Source organism: Clostridium brassicae (assembly GCF_026738875.1).
GTDB classification, from domain to species: domain Bacteria; phylum Bacillota; class Clostridia; order Clostridiales; family Clostridiaceae; genus Clostridium_H; species Clostridium_H brassicae.
Genome location: NZ_JAPQFJ010000017.1, coordinates 1 through 16,649 on the forward strand (window position 1 = coordinate 1; position 16,649 = coordinate 16,649).

Annotated in this window: 14 protein-coding genes; all 14 read left to right on the forward strand. The window is 28.3% G+C overall.

The features are described 5' to 3' along the window. Nucleotides 1–487 precede the first annotated feature (487 nt). Nucleotides 488–2,395 (forward strand): acyl-CoA dehydrogenase family protein, encoded by a 1,908-nt coding sequence (locus OW729_RS14670; protein WP_268062300.1) that lies wholly within the window; start codon nucleotides 488–490, stop codon nucleotides 2,393–2,395. A gap of 57 nt (nucleotides 2,396–2,452) precedes the next feature. Continuing rightward, on the forward strand, nucleotides 2,453–3,652 hold the full coding sequence (locus OW729_RS14675; protein ID WP_268062301.1) for an FprA family A-type flavoprotein: 1,200 nt from the start codon (nucleotides 2,453–2,455) through the stop codon (nucleotides 3,650–3,652). 274 nt (nucleotides 3,653–3,926) lie between these two features. Beyond that, complete coding sequence (locus tag OW729_RS14680; RefSeq protein WP_407647689.1) at nucleotides 3,927–4,595, forward strand: HD domain-containing protein; 669 nt, start codon at nucleotides 3,927–3,929, stop codon at nucleotides 4,593–4,595. 354 nt (nucleotides 4,596–4,949) lie between these two features. After that, complete coding sequence (locus OW729_RS14685; RefSeq protein ID WP_268062303.1) at nucleotides 4,950–6,560, forward strand: spore germination protein; 1,611 nt, start codon at nucleotides 4,950–4,952, stop codon at nucleotides 6,558–6,560. A 10-nt stretch (nucleotides 6,561–6,570) separates the two neighbouring features. After that, on the forward strand, nucleotides 6,571–7,725 hold the full coding sequence (locus tag OW729_RS14690) for a Ger(x)C family spore germination protein (protein ID WP_268062304.1): 1,155 nt from the start codon (nucleotides 6,571–6,573) through the stop codon (nucleotides 7,723–7,725). Between the two features lie 58 nt (nucleotides 7,726–7,783). Next, entirely contained in the window at nucleotides 7,784–8,875 is a 1,092-nt protein-coding gene (locus OW729_RS14695) for a GerAB/ArcD/ProY family transporter (protein ID WP_268062305.1), read from the forward strand. A gap of 26 nt (nucleotides 8,876–8,901) precedes the next feature. Then, nucleotides 8,902–9,147: a hypothetical protein gene (locus OW729_RS14700; RefSeq protein WP_268062306.1), complete on the forward strand. Its 246-nt coding sequence runs from the start codon at nucleotides 8,902–8,904 to the stop codon at nucleotides 9,145–9,147. Nucleotides 9,148–9,254: 107 nt separating this feature from the next. Then, nucleotides 9,255–9,827, forward strand: coding sequence for an RNA polymerase sigma factor (locus tag OW729_RS14705; protein ID WP_268062307.1), 573 nt, complete (start codon nucleotides 9,255–9,257; stop codon nucleotides 9,825–9,827). Then, nucleotides 9,802–10,608 carry a hypothetical protein gene (locus OW729_RS14710; RefSeq protein WP_268062308.1) on the forward strand — a complete coding sequence of 269 codons (807 nt, stop codon included), beginning with the start codon at nucleotides 9,802–9,804 and terminating at the stop codon, nucleotides 10,606–10,608. The genes OW729_RS14705 and OW729_RS14710 overlap by 26 nt, the downstream gene beginning before the upstream one ends. Before the next feature lie 98 nt (nucleotides 10,609–10,706). Then, entirely contained in the window at nucleotides 10,707–11,576 is an 870-nt protein-coding gene (locus OW729_RS14715; RefSeq protein WP_268062309.1) for an ABC transporter ATP-binding protein, read from the forward strand. 199 nt (nucleotides 11,577–11,775) lie between these two features. After that, nucleotides 11,776–12,987, forward strand: a complete 1,212-nt coding sequence (locus OW729_RS14720; protein ID WP_268062310.1) for an ABC transporter permease — start codon at nucleotides 11,776–11,778, stop codon at nucleotides 12,985–12,987. 217 nt (nucleotides 12,988–13,204) lie between these two features. Further along, a complete protein-coding gene (locus OW729_RS14725) occupies nucleotides 13,205–13,369 on the forward strand; it encodes a hypothetical protein (protein WP_268062376.1) in 165 nt (54 codons plus the stop codon). Between the two features lie 259 nt (nucleotides 13,370–13,628). Then, complete coding sequence (locus tag OW729_RS14730; RefSeq protein WP_268062311.1) at nucleotides 13,629–14,564, forward strand: type I phosphomannose isomerase catalytic subunit; 936 nt, start codon at nucleotides 13,629–13,631, stop codon at nucleotides 14,562–14,564. 61 nt (nucleotides 14,565–14,625) lie between these two features. After that, the gene (locus OW729_RS14735) at nucleotides 14,626–16,557 is read left to right on the forward strand and encodes a BglG family transcription antiterminator (protein ID WP_268062312.1); all 1,932 of its coding nucleotides are present in this window, start codon (nucleotides 14,626–14,628) and stop codon (nucleotides 16,555–16,557) included. The last annotated feature ends 92 nt before the right edge of the window (nucleotides 16,558–16,649 follow it).

The window sequence follows — 16,649 nt, forward strand, 5'->3', positions numbered from 1 at the left end:
AAGGGTGGCAGGTAATAGTTAAATTGCGGCTGGCGAGATTTTTATACGTGCCTTAAGGCATAATGCTGGTAAAGTGCCCTTATAGGGCTTAAGAAAAACCACCAGCTAAGCTGGTGGATATTTATTTATTAATTTCTCTTATTAAACTTGAAAACGTTAAGTATTAAGGATTTTATAATCAAACGTTGAATATGAAAAGGAAATCAAATATAAAAAAATTATAGCCCTAAGACAAGCTATTTTCTCTTTTGGGTAGTCATTACAAAAAAAGTTAAAATAAGGGTTGAAAAGTATACTTTTTTAGTATACAATAAAACTATACGGTTCAGGTATACTTTAAAAAATATTTCAGAAATATAATTTATACAGTAAAACCTATTGATTTAGGTGCCTTTCAAAGGTAGAAGCTTTTGATGACATGCCTAAACTAAGGAAGTTTACTAGCTACAATTTATTAAACCGTGTTAATTAAAGGGGAGGTGTATTTATGTTTTTTAAGACTAAAGAACAACATGAAAATTTGAGGAAAAAAATTAGAGAGTTTGCTGAGGAGGAAGTTAAACCTATTGCATTTATGTTGGATCAGGAAAATAAATTCCCTTCAGAAGCAGTTAATAAGTTAGCTGATATGGGTATGATGGGAATTCCATATCCCAAAAAATATGGTGGAGCAGGGCTAGATGTAATCAGTTATGCAATTGCTGTTGAGGAATTATCAAGAGTAGATGGAGGTACAGGAGTAATTCTTTCTGCTCATACATCTCTGGGTGCATATCCAATTGCTGCCTATGGAACAGAGGAGCAGAAGAAAAAATACTTAATTCCATTAGCAAAGGGAGATAAACTTGGAGCATTTGGTCTTACTGAAGAAAATGCTGGTAGTGATGCTGGTGGTACAGAAACTACTGCTGTCTTAGAGGGAGATTACTACATTTTAAATGGTGAAAAGATTTTTATTACTAATGCAGGAGAAGCTGATATTTATATTATTTTTGCAGTTACTACTCCTAACATAGGTACTCGTGGTATTAGTGCTTTTATTGTGGAGAAGGATTGGGAAGGATTTACTTTTGGAAAACATTACGACAAGATGGGTATCCGTTCTTCTGCAACTGGAGAATTAGTTTTCAACGACGTGAAAGTTCCTAAAGAAAATTTACTAGGAAAAGAGGGAGACGGTTTCAAGATTGCTATGTCTACTCTAGATGGTGGCCGTATTGGTATAGCATCTCAAGCTCTTGGTATCGCTCAGGGAGCTTATGAAAATGCTCTAGAGTATTCAAAAGAAAGAATTCAGTTCGGTAAACCAATTTGTCATCAACAGACTATTGCTTTTAAATTAGCAGACATGGCAACAAAACTTAGAGCAGCTAGATTACTTATTTATAGTGCAGCAGAACTAAAAGAAAATCATGAGCATTATAGTATGGAAGCTGCTATGGCAAAACAATATGCTTCTGATGTTTGTCTTGAAATTGTAAATGATGCTCTTCAAATATTTGGCGGAAGTGGATACATGAAAGGTATGGAAGTTGAGCGTGCTTATAGAGATGCTAAGATTTGTACAATATATGAAGGAACTAATGAGATTCAGCGTTTAGTTATCGCTTCTAGCATCATAGGTAAGATGCCTAAGAATGAGGGCTCAAATAAAATTTCTCAAAATCAACCTGCTACAGGATATCGTAAGAAAGTAATTTTCAAAACAGGAACTGCTGAAGAAAGAGTTAATGCTCTTGTAGAAGCGCTTAAGGCAGATGGCTATGATTTTACAGTTGGTATTCCTTTAGATACACCTATTAATAAAGCTGAAAGAGTAGTTAGTGCCGGTCTAGGTATAGGGGAAAAAGAAAATATGAAGCTTATAGAAGAATTAGCAGTTCAAGCTGGTGCAGCTATAGGTTCTTCTCGTCCGGTAGCTGAAACTCTTAAATATGTACCATTAAATCGTTATGTTGGTATGTCAGGTCAGAAATTCAAAGGAAATCTTTATATTGCTTGCGGTATTTCAGGAGCAGCTCAGCACTTGAAAGGTATAAAGGATGCTTCTACAATTGTTGCTATAAATATTAATGCTAATGCTAAAATTTTCAAGAATGCAGACTATGGTATTGTAGGAGATATAATGGAAATATTACCATTACTCACTGCTGCTTTAGATAATGGAGAACCAAAGAAGGAAGCTCCACCAATGAAGAAGATGAAGAGAGCAGTTCCGGAAAAAGTTGCTCCAACTTGGAAATATCATGTATGTAATGGATGTGGTTACGAATACGATCCTGGTGTAGGTGATCCAGAAGGTGAAGTAGCTCCAGGTACACTTTTTGAAAATCTACCTGAAGAGTGGACTTGTCCTGCTTGCGGTGAAGAAAAAGATGTGTTTATAGAAGTATGATGTTTATAAATAAGTGAATATAATAATATGTTTTTAATGTAAAGGGGGATTAAATGTATGTATTGTGTTAGAAATATAACTGAGGATCTTTATTGGGTTGGTGGCAATGATCGTCGCCTTGCCCTATTTGAAAATATTCATCCTATCGAAAAAGGGGTTTCTTATAACTCTTATCTACTTTTAGATAAGAAGACAGTACTCTTTGATACTGTGGACTGGTCAATTTGCCGTCAGTTCCTTGAGAATATTAAAACAGTTTTAGGTAACAGAACTTTAGATTATATGGTAATTAACCATATGGAGCCAGATCATGCAGCATGCATTGAAGAGATTATTCTTCGTTATCCGGATGTAAAGATTATATGTACTGAAAAAGCTTTCATGTTTATGAATCAATTTGGTTTTGGTGTAGATGGAAAAGTTATAGAAGTTAAAGAAGGCGACACTATGTCTTTTGGAAAACATAAAGTTGTATTTGTGTCTGCTCCAATGGTACATTGGCCAGAAGCTATGGTAACATACGATACTACTAATGGTGTGCTATTTTCAGCTGATGCTTTCGGATCTTTTGGTGCTTTAGATGGTAAGCTATTTAATGATGAAGTTAACTTTGACCGAGATTGGATTGATGAAGCAAGAAGATATTATACAAACATTGTAGGTAAGTATGGTCCTCATGTTCAATCTCTTTTAAAGAAGGCAAGTAGTATAGACATTAAGACTATTTGTCCCCTACATGGACCAGTATGGCGTAATGATTTGGGGTACTTTTTAGATAAATATGACAAGTGGAGTCGTTATGAACCTGAAGAAAAAGGTGTAATGATTGTTTATGGAACAATGTATGGAAATACAGAGGCAGCTGCCAACGATTTAGCAACGAGATTAGTGAAAAAGGGAATGAGTAATGTAGTTATGTATGATGTTTCAAAAACTCATGTTTCCTATTTGATTTCTGAGACGTTTAAATATAGTCATGTGGTTCTTGCTTCTGTAACTTACAACTTGAAGATTTATCCACCAATGCTAAACTATATAACAGATATGAAGGCATTGAATCTTCAAAAACGTACTTTTGCCCTTATAGAAAATGGTTCATGGGCTCCTCAATCTGGTAAATTGATGCGTGAACTTTTAAGTGATATGAAAGAAATGACTGTTTTAGATAATGAGATGTCAGTAAGCTCCAGTATGAAAGAAGAAGATGGAGACTTAATGGATTCTCTTGCTGATAGCATTATAGAGTCAATGAAGTAGAGAAATTTGGCTTCCCAATGCTAGTTTTTAATTATGCAACTTCCTCAAGCAGTTAATAATACGAATTTAGGATCAATTCATGGATAAAATCCATGAGTTGATCCTTTAATGTTTAGAAGTAAATAGTTATCATTATGGATTTTAAATAAAGAATATAGTCAACTAGAGTATTAATGAGTATGAAATATAAAGTAAGGATAGATTGACATAAGAACATGTGTTTGATACTATAAGTTATAAATTATTTTAATAAATAAGGAGGATACTAATGGATATGGATACAAAACATAGAAAAATAATACAAATTGTTAAAGACAAATTAACTTGTTCAGCTCATAATCTAGATCATGTATTTAGAGTTTATAATCTTTGCCTGTTACTTTCAAAATATGAGAAAGATGTTGATTTAGAGATTTTGATTCCAGCAGCATTATTACACGATATAGCAAGAGTAGAAGAGAGCGAGGATAAAACAGGAGAAATTGACCATGCTGTTTTAGGAAGTAAAATTGCTGAGGATATATTAAGAAAATTAGAATATGAAGAAGAAAAAATCCAAAAGATAAAGCATTGCATTGTAGCACATAGGTTTAGAACTGGAAACGAGCCTAATACAATAGAAGCAAAAATACTTTTTGATTCAGATAAGCTTGATATTATTGGTGCGACTGGAATTGCTCGCTCTTTTATGTTAGCAGGACAATTTGGACAAAGATTAACAGTAGATGAGTCACTTGATGACTATTTAAATAATAACACTGTAGAAAATGGTAGATTAAAAGATGTTTCTAAACATACACCTTTTATTGAATATGAAGTAAAATTAAAAAAAATTCCTCATAAACTATATACACAAAAAGCAAGAGAAATGGGAAATGAAAGGCTAAAGTTTATGGAAGAATATTTTAATAGGTTAAAATTAGAAATAGAAGGTACTGAATAGAATTAGTTTATAAAGAAAGTTTTCAAATATACTAAGTTAGAGTATTTTTATTCAAATAACAACTAAATTAATTATTGTAAAATTAGTTTTGTTTGAATCCATTAAAATCGAATTAAAGAATAAATCTCTATGGATGATAATGTTCATCTTTAGAGATTTTTTTAATCTAAAGAGGAATTTATATAATGAGAATAAATTATTTTTTCTTGAGAAAAATAAACATTAATTACATATTAAGAACAAAAGCTATATTAATGGAATTATTCCTACAATAGACAATAGAAAATTTATTAATAAAAACATATTTCAATTTGAAAATTTTATATAACATAGAATGCACGGGAGGAGGAAGGTATGCTAAAAAGGCTACTTACAAAAATGAAATATAAGAATTTAAATAAAATGCATAATTCCTTAAATAATTCTTCAAGAATTAAAGCTGTTAACCAAATTGAACCTATTCCAGAATCTATGATACAGATTAAAGAAAAATTGAATCAAGTATTTTCAGATACTAATGATTTTATTACGAGAGAAATTACTTTGTGTAATAAATTTAATACAACTATTTTAGTTATATATATTGATGGAATGGTTAATATAGAGCTACTTGATGAAAATATCTTAAAGCCTCTAATGAATGAAAAAGTAGATTCATATTTTCAACAAGAATTCACATCAAAGGATAGTAATATAAATATTCTAAAAAAAAATGTTTTAACTTGCAGTCAGATTGAAGAGATAAAGGATTTTAAACAAATTATAAATAAGATTCTAGAAGGTAATGTTATCTTATATGTAGATGGTACCACAGTTGCATTAAGTATAAATTTGATAGAAGTAAAATCTAGAGATATTTCTGAACCTTTAACAGATCCTGTTATTCGTGGCCCAAGGGAAGGTTTTACGGAACTTTTGAGTACTAATAAAGTTATGATACGTAGAATAATTAGAAATCCTAATTTGAAATTCGAGGATATAACTTTAGGACAACAGACAAATACAACAATCACAATATGTTATATTAAAGGGATTACTAATGAACAGATAATAGAAACTTTACGAAAAAGATTAAAGAATATTGATACTGATGCGATATTAGAATCTGGTTATTTAGAAGAGTTTATTGAGGATGCTCCTTTTAGTGTATTTCCAACTGTTGGAGCATATGAAAAGCCGGATGTTATTTGTGGAAAGATCTTAGAAGGAAGGGTAGCCATCCTTTGTGATGGTAGTCCATTTGTTTTAACTGTTCCGTATTTATTGATTGAATCAATTCAGACTTCAGAAGACTATTACATTAAGCCAATTGTTGCTACTTTTTATAGAATAATTAGGATTATTGGTTTGTTTATTTCTATAAACTTACCTGCTATGTATCTTGCTTTAATTTCTTTTCATCAAGAAGTTATACCCTTTAAACTATTATTAACAATAATTTCCTCAAGACAGAAAGTCCCCTATTCCGCATTTACTGAATCATTTTTAATGTTACTGACATTTGAGATATTACGAGAATCAGGAATACGGATGCCTAGACCAGCAGGGTCAACAGTTAGTCTTGTTGGAGCTTTGGTGCTTGGTCAATCTGCAGTGCAAGCAGGCCTGGTCAGTACGCCTATGGTTATTGTTACTGCTATTACAGCTATTGGAGGCTTTATGTCAGGTTCTTTACTGGGAGCTATTCCAATCATACGATTAATATTATTGATTGTATCTAATTTCACGGGATTATTAGGAATTATGGTTGTGAATATTATGATTTTAATTCATTTAAGCTCAATAAGATCTTTTGATGTTCCTTATTTATCTCCATTTTCATCATTTAGTGGAACGGAATTAAAAGATACAGTGGTCCGTTTACCATTATGGGCTATGATTACTAGACCAAGGTCTTTAACCTGGGGAAAGATGAATAATGTAAAATACAGAACAAAAAATAATTTCCCTAAGAAAGAAGAATGAGGGATATGTTATGCGATGCAAAAAAATTAAATTATTTATAATTTGTTTAATGTTTTTTGTTCTTTCAGGTTGCTGGAATAATAAGGATTTAAGAGAAATGGGGATAGTTGTAGGAGTTAGTCTTGAGAAAGTAAACAATGACGAAATAGAAATTACTATACAGTTAATTGAGCCAACTTTAGATGAAAAAGGGAAACAAGGAAGTAAGCATAAAACATGGCGTTCACTGTCTGCTCGAGGAAAAACTGCATTTGAAGCAAACAGAAACTTATTAACAAAGGTGAACAAACAATTAAATTATTCAAATATTCAGGTGATGATCATTGGAGAAAAACTTGCACAAGATGGTATAGGGGATATTTTAGATTTTTTTCAGAGAGTTCATGAAATAGATAAAAGAGAAATTGTACTTATTTCAAAAGGAATAAACCCTAAAAAATTACTTAATATAGAGCCAGCAGAAGAAGATGCTTCTGCCTTAGAAATTATTCAAATAGTAAAAAATACTTCTAAATTGGCATCCATAAGAAAAACAACTATACATGATTTAATACTAAATGTTGCTGAAGAAAATAATTCTGTAATTGGTATGGTGAAAATTTTAGAAGTAAATGAAAAGTTGACAACGGAAAATTTAGATTTTATGGGAGCGGCAGTTTTTAACAAGGATAAACTAGCTGGGTGGTTAAGTCCAAGTGAGAGTTATGGTTTTTCCATTATAGATAATAAATTTAAAAACCCAATTATAAATGTCTTAAATCCACTAAATTCTGATAAAAAGGTAACAATAGAAATTACCAAATGTGTGACTAAAAAAAGTGTATTATTTAATAATACTAAACCTATCCTTTGTGTAGAAGTAAGTGCAGAGGGGAAAATGGTGGAACAACATGGAAAGGGAGATTTAACTTCAGCTAATAAAATTAAGGCTTTAGAATTAGAAACTGCAGAAGAAATAAAAAAAATAGTTGATAACTCAATAAAGAATGCTCAAGAAAACTTACATATTGATATTTTTGGTTTTAGTAAAGTTATTCATAGCAAAGATTTAACCTATTGGAGAGAAGTTAAAAATAATTGGGATCAAGTATTTTGTGATTTGCCTGTAGATATAAAAGTACAATATAAAAATAAGGAGATGGGATTTATAAAGAAGCATATATGACAATAAAGATTTAGATATATAGTTCATAAGTAAATATATTTTTGATTGGAGAAGATATATGAAGAAATTTGAAAAAATATCTGCTTTTCAACTATTTTTATGGATGTTAACTTTTACTTTTGGAGATATGTCTATTATAAATCCTGCTGTAGGCTATGGGGCAGGGCAAGATAGTTGGATAGGATTTGGTATTGGTTGGATTTTAGGAATTTTTATAATGCTAATGTATATGACAATAATTAAATTAAATCCATCTAAAACTATTATTGAGATTTTAAAAGATTGTTTTGGTAAATGTTTAGGAATTATGTTAGGGATCTGTTATATTATTTACTTTATGTATGCTAATTCTTTAGTAGTAAGAGAGTTTGGTGAATATATATATATAATAAATTATCCGGATACTCCCATTCTGTTTATTATGGCATCATTAGTTTTTTTAGTTTCTTTTGCAGTTAAAAAAGGACCGGAAAGTATAGCTAGAGTATATGGAATCCTTGTTTATGTATTTATTTTTTTTGTTATAATGGTGTCTTTATTATTAATACCCCATATACAGTTGACGAACATTTTTCCTATGTTAGAGAATGGATGGTACCCCATTTTTAGGAGTAGTATATCCTCAGTTGCATTTCCTTTTGGAGAATTGGTAATTTTTATGATGATTTATGATAATGTTAATAATAATGAAAATATAAAGAAAGCTGCCTTTTCAGCTATGATGATAGGAGGAAGTATTATATTTATTACTATATTGCGTGACATAATGGTTTTAGGACCAAGTTTATTAGAAAACTTAACTTTTCCTGGGCAGACATCATCGGAATTAATACCTGATCCTATGAATATTTCACCTCTTATTGCTATTAATTTAATAATTGGAAGTAGTGCAGAATCATCAACTTATCTTTATGCTTCAACGAAGGGAATTGCTCAATTGTTAAATTTGAATGACCATAGACCATTTGTGTTTCCTATGGCTATATTGTTGCTTATTTTATGTATGTGGAATTATCACGATATTTTTCAATTTTTTAATAGTGTATCAGAAGTATATGTTTATTTTGCTATACCTTTTCAAGTAATCATTCCATTTATTATTATGATTATTTCATTGATTAAGAAAAAAAATTTAAGTCAAAACATTTAAAGAAATAAGAGGAGTTGTATTAAAGAATGTCTGATAATGTTGGTATCAAAATATTTGGAGTGATTTTTCTATTAATAATCATAGTGTTGGCTGATTTTAATGATTTACTAAATCCAAATTATCCACAAAAAGCTAGAGTAGTTTACTTTTCTATAATTGCTATAAATTTAATTGTCAGTATACTTTTAATTAATGGGGTGGAAATAATTAGTCCTGGAATGGTTTTAGAAAAAATAGTAAGGCTTTTTGTACCAGGGAGACCGGTTCAATAAATTCAATCTATACATATATTTTATAAAACTTACCATATTTATTTAAAACTATAAAAATTGAACTTTTTATAAAGCTATATCGTATTAAGGATGAAGGGGGGATAAACTTGGTACTAAGTGATGAAGAATTAATTAATGAAATTCTTAAGGGAAACCAATCGGCTATGGAAGTACTTATAAATAGAAATTACAAATTAGTGTATGCGTTTGTATATAGAAACATAGGAACATACCATACTGCACTGGACTTGACTCAAGAGAGTTTTATAAAAGTTATGAAAAACCTAAGAAGTTTTAAAAGTTATAAGGGAAATTTTCAACCTTGGCTTTTAAGAATTGCTTTAAATGTTTGTAAAGATTATTGGAAAAGCGCTTATGTTAAACATAGTGCTGTTGATGATAGCTGTTTAGAACAAGCTTATGAAGAGGAAAATGTTATAAATTATCTAGAAAAGGTTGAAGAAAGACAAGAAATTAAAAATGCTATGATGCAATTACCAGAAGAACAAAGAGAAGTAATTATATTAAGATACTATAATGATTTAAAAATAAAGGATATAGCTAGTATAGCAAAAATAAATGAATCTACTGTAAAGTCTAGATTGAGGCTTGCCATAGGAAAGCTTAAAACATTACTACAAAGGGGGGATAATAGTGAAAAAAGCAAGAAAACTATTTGAGGATAAGGAGTTTTTAGATATTTCAGATGAAGAAATTGAAGAACTTATATGTAAATTTAATAGCTATAGTATTGAGTATCCTACTCAGAATCAAATAGATAAATGTATAGAAAATTTAAGTGTTTATGTTCCTAAAAAGAAAAGTTTAATACAGTGGTTTGAAAAACTATTATTGAGAGGGCAAATACAAATAACTTATATAAATAAATTATATTGGCTTATAAGTATCTTAATATTTTTAACAACCTTTAAATTGGCTATAAATATGAATACTAATCCTTATAAAATTATTATGCTAATAAGTCCCATTCCTTTGTTATTGGGATTTATAGAAATTTTTAAAGGAAAAGAAAATAATATGCTAGAGCTAGAATTAAGCTTTAAAATTTCAGGTAAACAAATAATACTTAGTAGAATTATAATAATAGGAATTTTCAACATTATTTTAAATACTGCTATGAGTATATTGTTTTTTCAAAGTGGAATAGATGTACAATTATTAAAAATTAATATCTTTTGGATGGTTCCTTTTGTTTGGATAAATCTTATAGCATTTGTTATAGCAAAAAAATTTAGAGGACATTATGTATCATTAGGGGGTATAAGTTTTTGGATTTTATTAGTATCTATTTTGTCTAAAAATGAAGACTTTATAGAAAAAATTATGTATTTGAATATAGGGGTTTATATTGCTATGGCACTTGTTGGAATGTACTTATACTATAGGGTTCTAAAGAAGTATATGAAAACAGAAGCAAAAGATTTTGAATATGAAAAATAAGATAAGTATTATGTAAGTTATTTTATGATACTAGAAGAAGATTTTTATAAGTAAATTATGACTTTTAATAAAGAAGTAATTTAATAGGAGATAATTATATGAAACTTAAAATAGATAATTTAACTAAAAAATATTCAGACAAGGTAGCTGTAAAAGACTTTTCTATAGAGATGACTGAAGGTGTTTATGGACTTTTAGGTCCCAATGGAGCAGGGAAAACCACATTAATGAGGATGATTTCTGATGTACTTAACCCTACTAGTGGAAAAATTTTAGTGGATAATATAGACAAAAATGATTTAGGAGAAAATTATAGAGACTTATTAGGATATTTACCTCAGGATATGGGATACTATAAGAATTTTACAGCAGAAAGGTTTTTAAAGTATGTGGCAGCCTTAAAAGATATTGATAAAAAAATAGCTAAAAAGAGAATAGAAGAGCTTTTAAAAGTTGTTGGGCTTATAGATCATAAAAATAAAAAAATAGGTAAATTTTCTGGTGGTATGAAACAAAGATTAGGTATAGCTCAAGCATTATTAAATAACCCTCAAATTTTAATATTAGACGAGCCTACATCAGGTTTAGATCCTAAAGAAAGAATACGTTTCAGAAATTTAATTTCAGACATATCCAAAGATAGAATTATTATTTTGTCTACCCATATTGTTGGGGATATAGAGTATATTGCAAAACAGGTTATTTTAATAAAAGATGGACAACTTATTAAAGCTTCAACAGGAGATATACTTCTAAAAGAAATGCAAGGGAAAGTTTGGAAAGTAGAAGTGGAGGAAAAAGATATAGTTAAGTATGAAGAGAGGTATCAAGTAGTAAATATTATGAGAAAAGGAGACAAAGTCCAGCTTAGGATATTAACTAATCATAAGCCAGAAGAAAATGCTATAGATGTTGAAGCTAATTTTGAAGATATGTATATGCATTATTTTAATGAAAAAATAGAGTAGATATTATTAATAATATCAAATTAAATTTTAAAATCATATGAAGTTATTATAAGAATTCCTAGGAGTTTTACTCTTTAGATATTTTCTATGGGTATTTTAAAGAAGATATGAGATTAGAATGGATGGATATAGGATAAAACAGAGATTGTATTAATTATAAAAAATTAGCTTTACAAATTACATAATAGGAGGATTATAGATGGAGTTATTGAAACAGGAGTTATATAAAATATTTTCTAGAAAGTATTTATTTTTAATACTAGCTTTAATGCTTTTTCTAGCTCATGGATATACTGTAGCTATGATATTTCACCAAGGTAATAAAACAAATATACTATACGATTATACAAAACCTTTTGAAGGAAAAATAACCAAGAAAAAAGAAGAAAAGATATCTGATCTTCTTAAAATTAATAAAGGCAAAAATAAAGATAAACAAATTACAGAGGTATATGAAACTATATGGCATAGTTATAACGAACAAAAAAGGCCAAGATTTGTAGCTATATCTGATGTTTTAAGAAAGGCTGACCCACTTTTTTATAATGAAAAGCTGGATAATAGATTACATGATTTTAAAGGATATAAATTAGATGAATTAGATAATAATTTAAAAGAACTTAAAAAAGCAGGGAAAGAAAATACTTATGAATATAAAAATAAGAACGTTGCTAATAATATGTATAAAAAACTTTCAGATCCTAAATTTTTTTATGTGGATAGTTGGGAATATATAGTCACCTTTACGAATAATTCAAATTTGAAGATCATAGTTATAATGCTCTTACTAGGGGTTTCTCCCATTTTTTCAGAGGAATACAAAACTAGAGTATCTACAATAATTTTATCTAGTAAAAAAGGTAGAAGCAAGTGTGTTACAGCAAAGATATTGGCAGCTATTATATATGCTATATTTGTAGCTTTTATATGTAATTTTATAAGTACTATTTTAATAACTAAACTATATGGAATAGAAGGATTTAATGCACCTATGCAATGTTTATTTAATTTTAGTTGTTCCCCTTATAATTTTACTATAGCACAGTTTAACCTTGCTTTATTTTTTACAAGCATACTTGGAGCTATATTATTTGTAATATTGATACTATTGATATCTAACATTACCAAATCTTCTATGATGACTTTCTTTATTTCTGGATTTATATTTGTATTTCCAATGTTATTAGAAAAGTTTGTTAGCATGATTGATGTTTGGTGGGAAAAACCTTTGATAAGTCTAAGTATTACACAAATTCTTAGTGCTACAAAAATATATGAGGTATTCAGTACAATTAATATATTTGGACATCCTTTAATTTACCCATATTTTATTTTAATCTATTCTATAGCATTAGGAATGTTATTAACTTATTTTTTACAAAAGAGATTAAAATATGAAGAGGTAAAATAATTTTATATGAGAAATGTAGATGTATCCAAGTTACATTGTAGAGATTATATTATAATTAAATAATCATAAAAATGGTTTTGGTTTAATATGTGAATTGTTATGTATATATTGTGAAATGCTTGGATAAAATACAATAAAATAGGCAAAATAATTTAATTTTATAATTATTTAAATTAACATAGTAGGATAAACTTTTATAGAAAGGGTGCAATTGTACTTGAGCAATATAAATACAATTGGTGTAAGTATACCAAGAAAAGAAGCTCTTGACAAAGTTACAGGAGTAGCAAAATATACTGATGATACAAACTATTTTGGTATTTTGCATGCAAAAATACTCACGAGTCGTTATGCACATAGAAAAATTAAATCAATTATGTAATTGCCAAGTATTAATATATAATAGTTCTTTGGAATATAGATAAAAATTATACATTTTTCTAAATTCTTAGGATATAATACTAATTTTTATGTTTAATTATCCATATAATTTATAAAATTAAAAATAAATCAAAGGCACATTTTTTCCTGTTATAGAGGAAAAAATGTGCCTTTGATTATGTTTACACTAAAGATATCATAAAGTCAACATTAAGTTAAAGTATAGCTAAAAAATTAATATATATTGTGGGGGAAAAGAAATGTATCCAATTAAATTTGAAAATTTATATTATTATAAAATTTGGGGAGGAAGAGGCTTTGAAAACTTTAGAGATAATTTACCAGATGGATATATAGGAGAAAGCTGGGATGTAGCATGTCATAAAAATGGAATTAGTGTTGTAGCTAATGGAGCCTTAAAAGGAAAACGTTTTGATAAGGTTATTAAAGAATATGGTCACTCTTTAGTTGGTACAGAAGTAAGTATAGAAAAATTCCCTTTACTAGTTAAACTAATAAATGCCAGAGAAGATTTATCTGTTCAGGTTCATCCCAATGATGAGTATGCTAAAAAATATGAAAATGAATATGGGAAAACAGAGGCATGGTATGTAATAGAAGCAAAACCAGGTGCGAAACTAGTTCTTGGAACAAAGAACTGTTCTAAACAACAATTTGCAAAGGCTATTAAGGAAGAAAAAAGTGATAAATATTTAAATGTTGTTGAAGTTAAAAAAGGAGATTACTTTTTTATAAATAGTGGATTAGTACATGCTATAGGAGAAGGGTTAATAATTGCAGAAATACAACAAAATTCAGATGTTACTTATAGAGTATATGATTATGGACGAGGAAGAGATGTTCATATTGAAAAATCATTAGATGTAATAAATTTTGATCTTGAAGCAAAAAAAATTTCAAAAAATCAAGTGGAAGAATTTGATGGATTTTCTAGAGTAATATTATGTGAGAATGGGTATTTTGGAATGGAAAAGTATAGTATAAGAAAAAAATTAAAAGATAATAGTGATGTGAAAAAGTTTTTTATTATAACTTGTGTTGAAGGAAATGGCAAAATTATATTAAATAATTTAGAAGAGAAAATAAAAAAAGGTGATAGTTATTTGATCCCAGCTACTTTAGGAAAATATTTTATAGAGGGCAAACTTGAAATTATTAAAACATATCCAAACTAAATCTATAAAATAATTAAAGAAATTTAATAATTAAATAGAATGGTGCAAAGGTGATTTTAATATGATAAGTAATTTTAGATTACAAAAAATTCTAGATATATTTATAGATACCAATAGGGTAGTTACAGGAAAAGAATTGTGTACTAAATTGGGAGTTTCATCTAGGACTATTAGAAGTGACATAAAAGAGTTAAATGATATATTAGAAAATCAAGGAGCAATAATTTCTTCGAAAAAATCAAGAGGATATAGTATAGAAGTTTTTGAAGAAGAGCGGTTTAATAACTTTTTACAAACTATTGATAGAAATGACAACGATAATGATATAGAAGGTAGGGCTGAATCTGTAATAATACGGCTATTAATAAATGAATTAAAAGGTATAGAAGGAATTACTCAGATAGAATTAGCAGATGAGTTATATGTAAGTATATCATCAATAAAAAATGATATAAAGTTAGCTAAAAGCATATTAATAAATTTTACTTTAGATATTGAAAAGATAGGTAATAAGGGAATAAAAATCAGTGGTGATGAAGAAAGTATAAGATGTTGTATAAATAGATATATTTTTTCTAATAATGAGCTAAAAGAAAATTTGAATTTATTATTTAAGGAAAGTTTAGGTGATAAAAATAAGCTATTTGTAAATAGCATACTAAAAGACAATATATCAAAGTTTAAATTTAGATTTTCCGATATAGCTTATAGAGATATAGTATCGTATATAAAGATAATATTGGTAAGAAATTATAAGAATAAAACCATTAATTATGATAAAGCCACAATAGAAAAGTTGAAAAATGAACCTAAGTTTAAGATGGCACAAAGTATTTGTGAAGATATAGAAAAAATAGTTGGAATCAAGATATTAGAAAATGAGGTTTTATATCTTACTAAGCATATTATAGCCAGTAGTTCTATTGGAATTGATAACGAAAGTGGAATAAATTCTTTAGAAAAACAAGATGAAATTTTAATAGATATACTAGCTTCTATTAATAATATATTCAGTATAGATTTTACTAAAGATAGTATGCTTATAAATTTTTTAGGCCCACATCTTAAGGCATCTATTAATAGAGCTAAATATGGGATTAAAATAGAAAATTCAATGCTGAGTTTGATAAAAAACAACTACCCATTGGCTTTAGAACTTGCCGTATTGGCAAATAGTATTATTAAGCGGAAAGAGGGTTTTGACTTAACAGAAGATGATATTGGGTTTATAGCACTACATTTTGCAGCAGCTCTTGAGAGAGTAAAGTATAAAAATAAGACTACTGTTAAGAATGCCATAATAGTTTGTACTACGGGAGTTGGAACTTCATTGCTACTTAAAGTTAAATTAAAGACACATTTTAAGGATAGATTAAACATAGTAGATACTATTCCATGGTACGAATTTAATGACAATATATTAAACAAAGTAGATTTAATAATATCTACTATTCCTTTAGAAAATAAGTGTGATAAAGTAATTCACATTAAAAGATTATTAGATGATGAGGAAATAAAAATGATGGAAGATAAATTATACAATAATAATTTAAATAAAAATGGATTTATTACAAAATTTAATAAAAATTTATTTTTTATAGATGTTGAAGTTAGTGATCGTGATAGTCTGCTAAATTTTGTGACAGATAAGTTAATTAAAAGTAATTATATTACTGAAATTGTAAAGAAAGAGGTATTTAAACGTGAAAAATTAGCTGGCACTGAAATAGGAAATTTAGTAGCTATACCACATACAATGCATAAAGATATTAAGGAATCTTTTATATCAGTATCAATACTAAAAAAGCCAATAGATTGGGATAAAGATAAAGTGCAATTGGTTTTACTTATAGGTATGGCAAATAGTTATAATAATAATTGGAAATTATATTTGGAGAAGTTATATAAAAATATTATAAATATAGAGATAGTACAAGAAATGATAAAAGCTCGTACTTTTGAAGATTTAAAAAAGGTAATTGATAAGTTTTGATAAAAGAATAAGGCACTATATTGCCACTATAATAGGAAAAAGTCTGCCTGTGAATGCGTTTACAGTAAACGTATAATAAAGATAGCAAATAA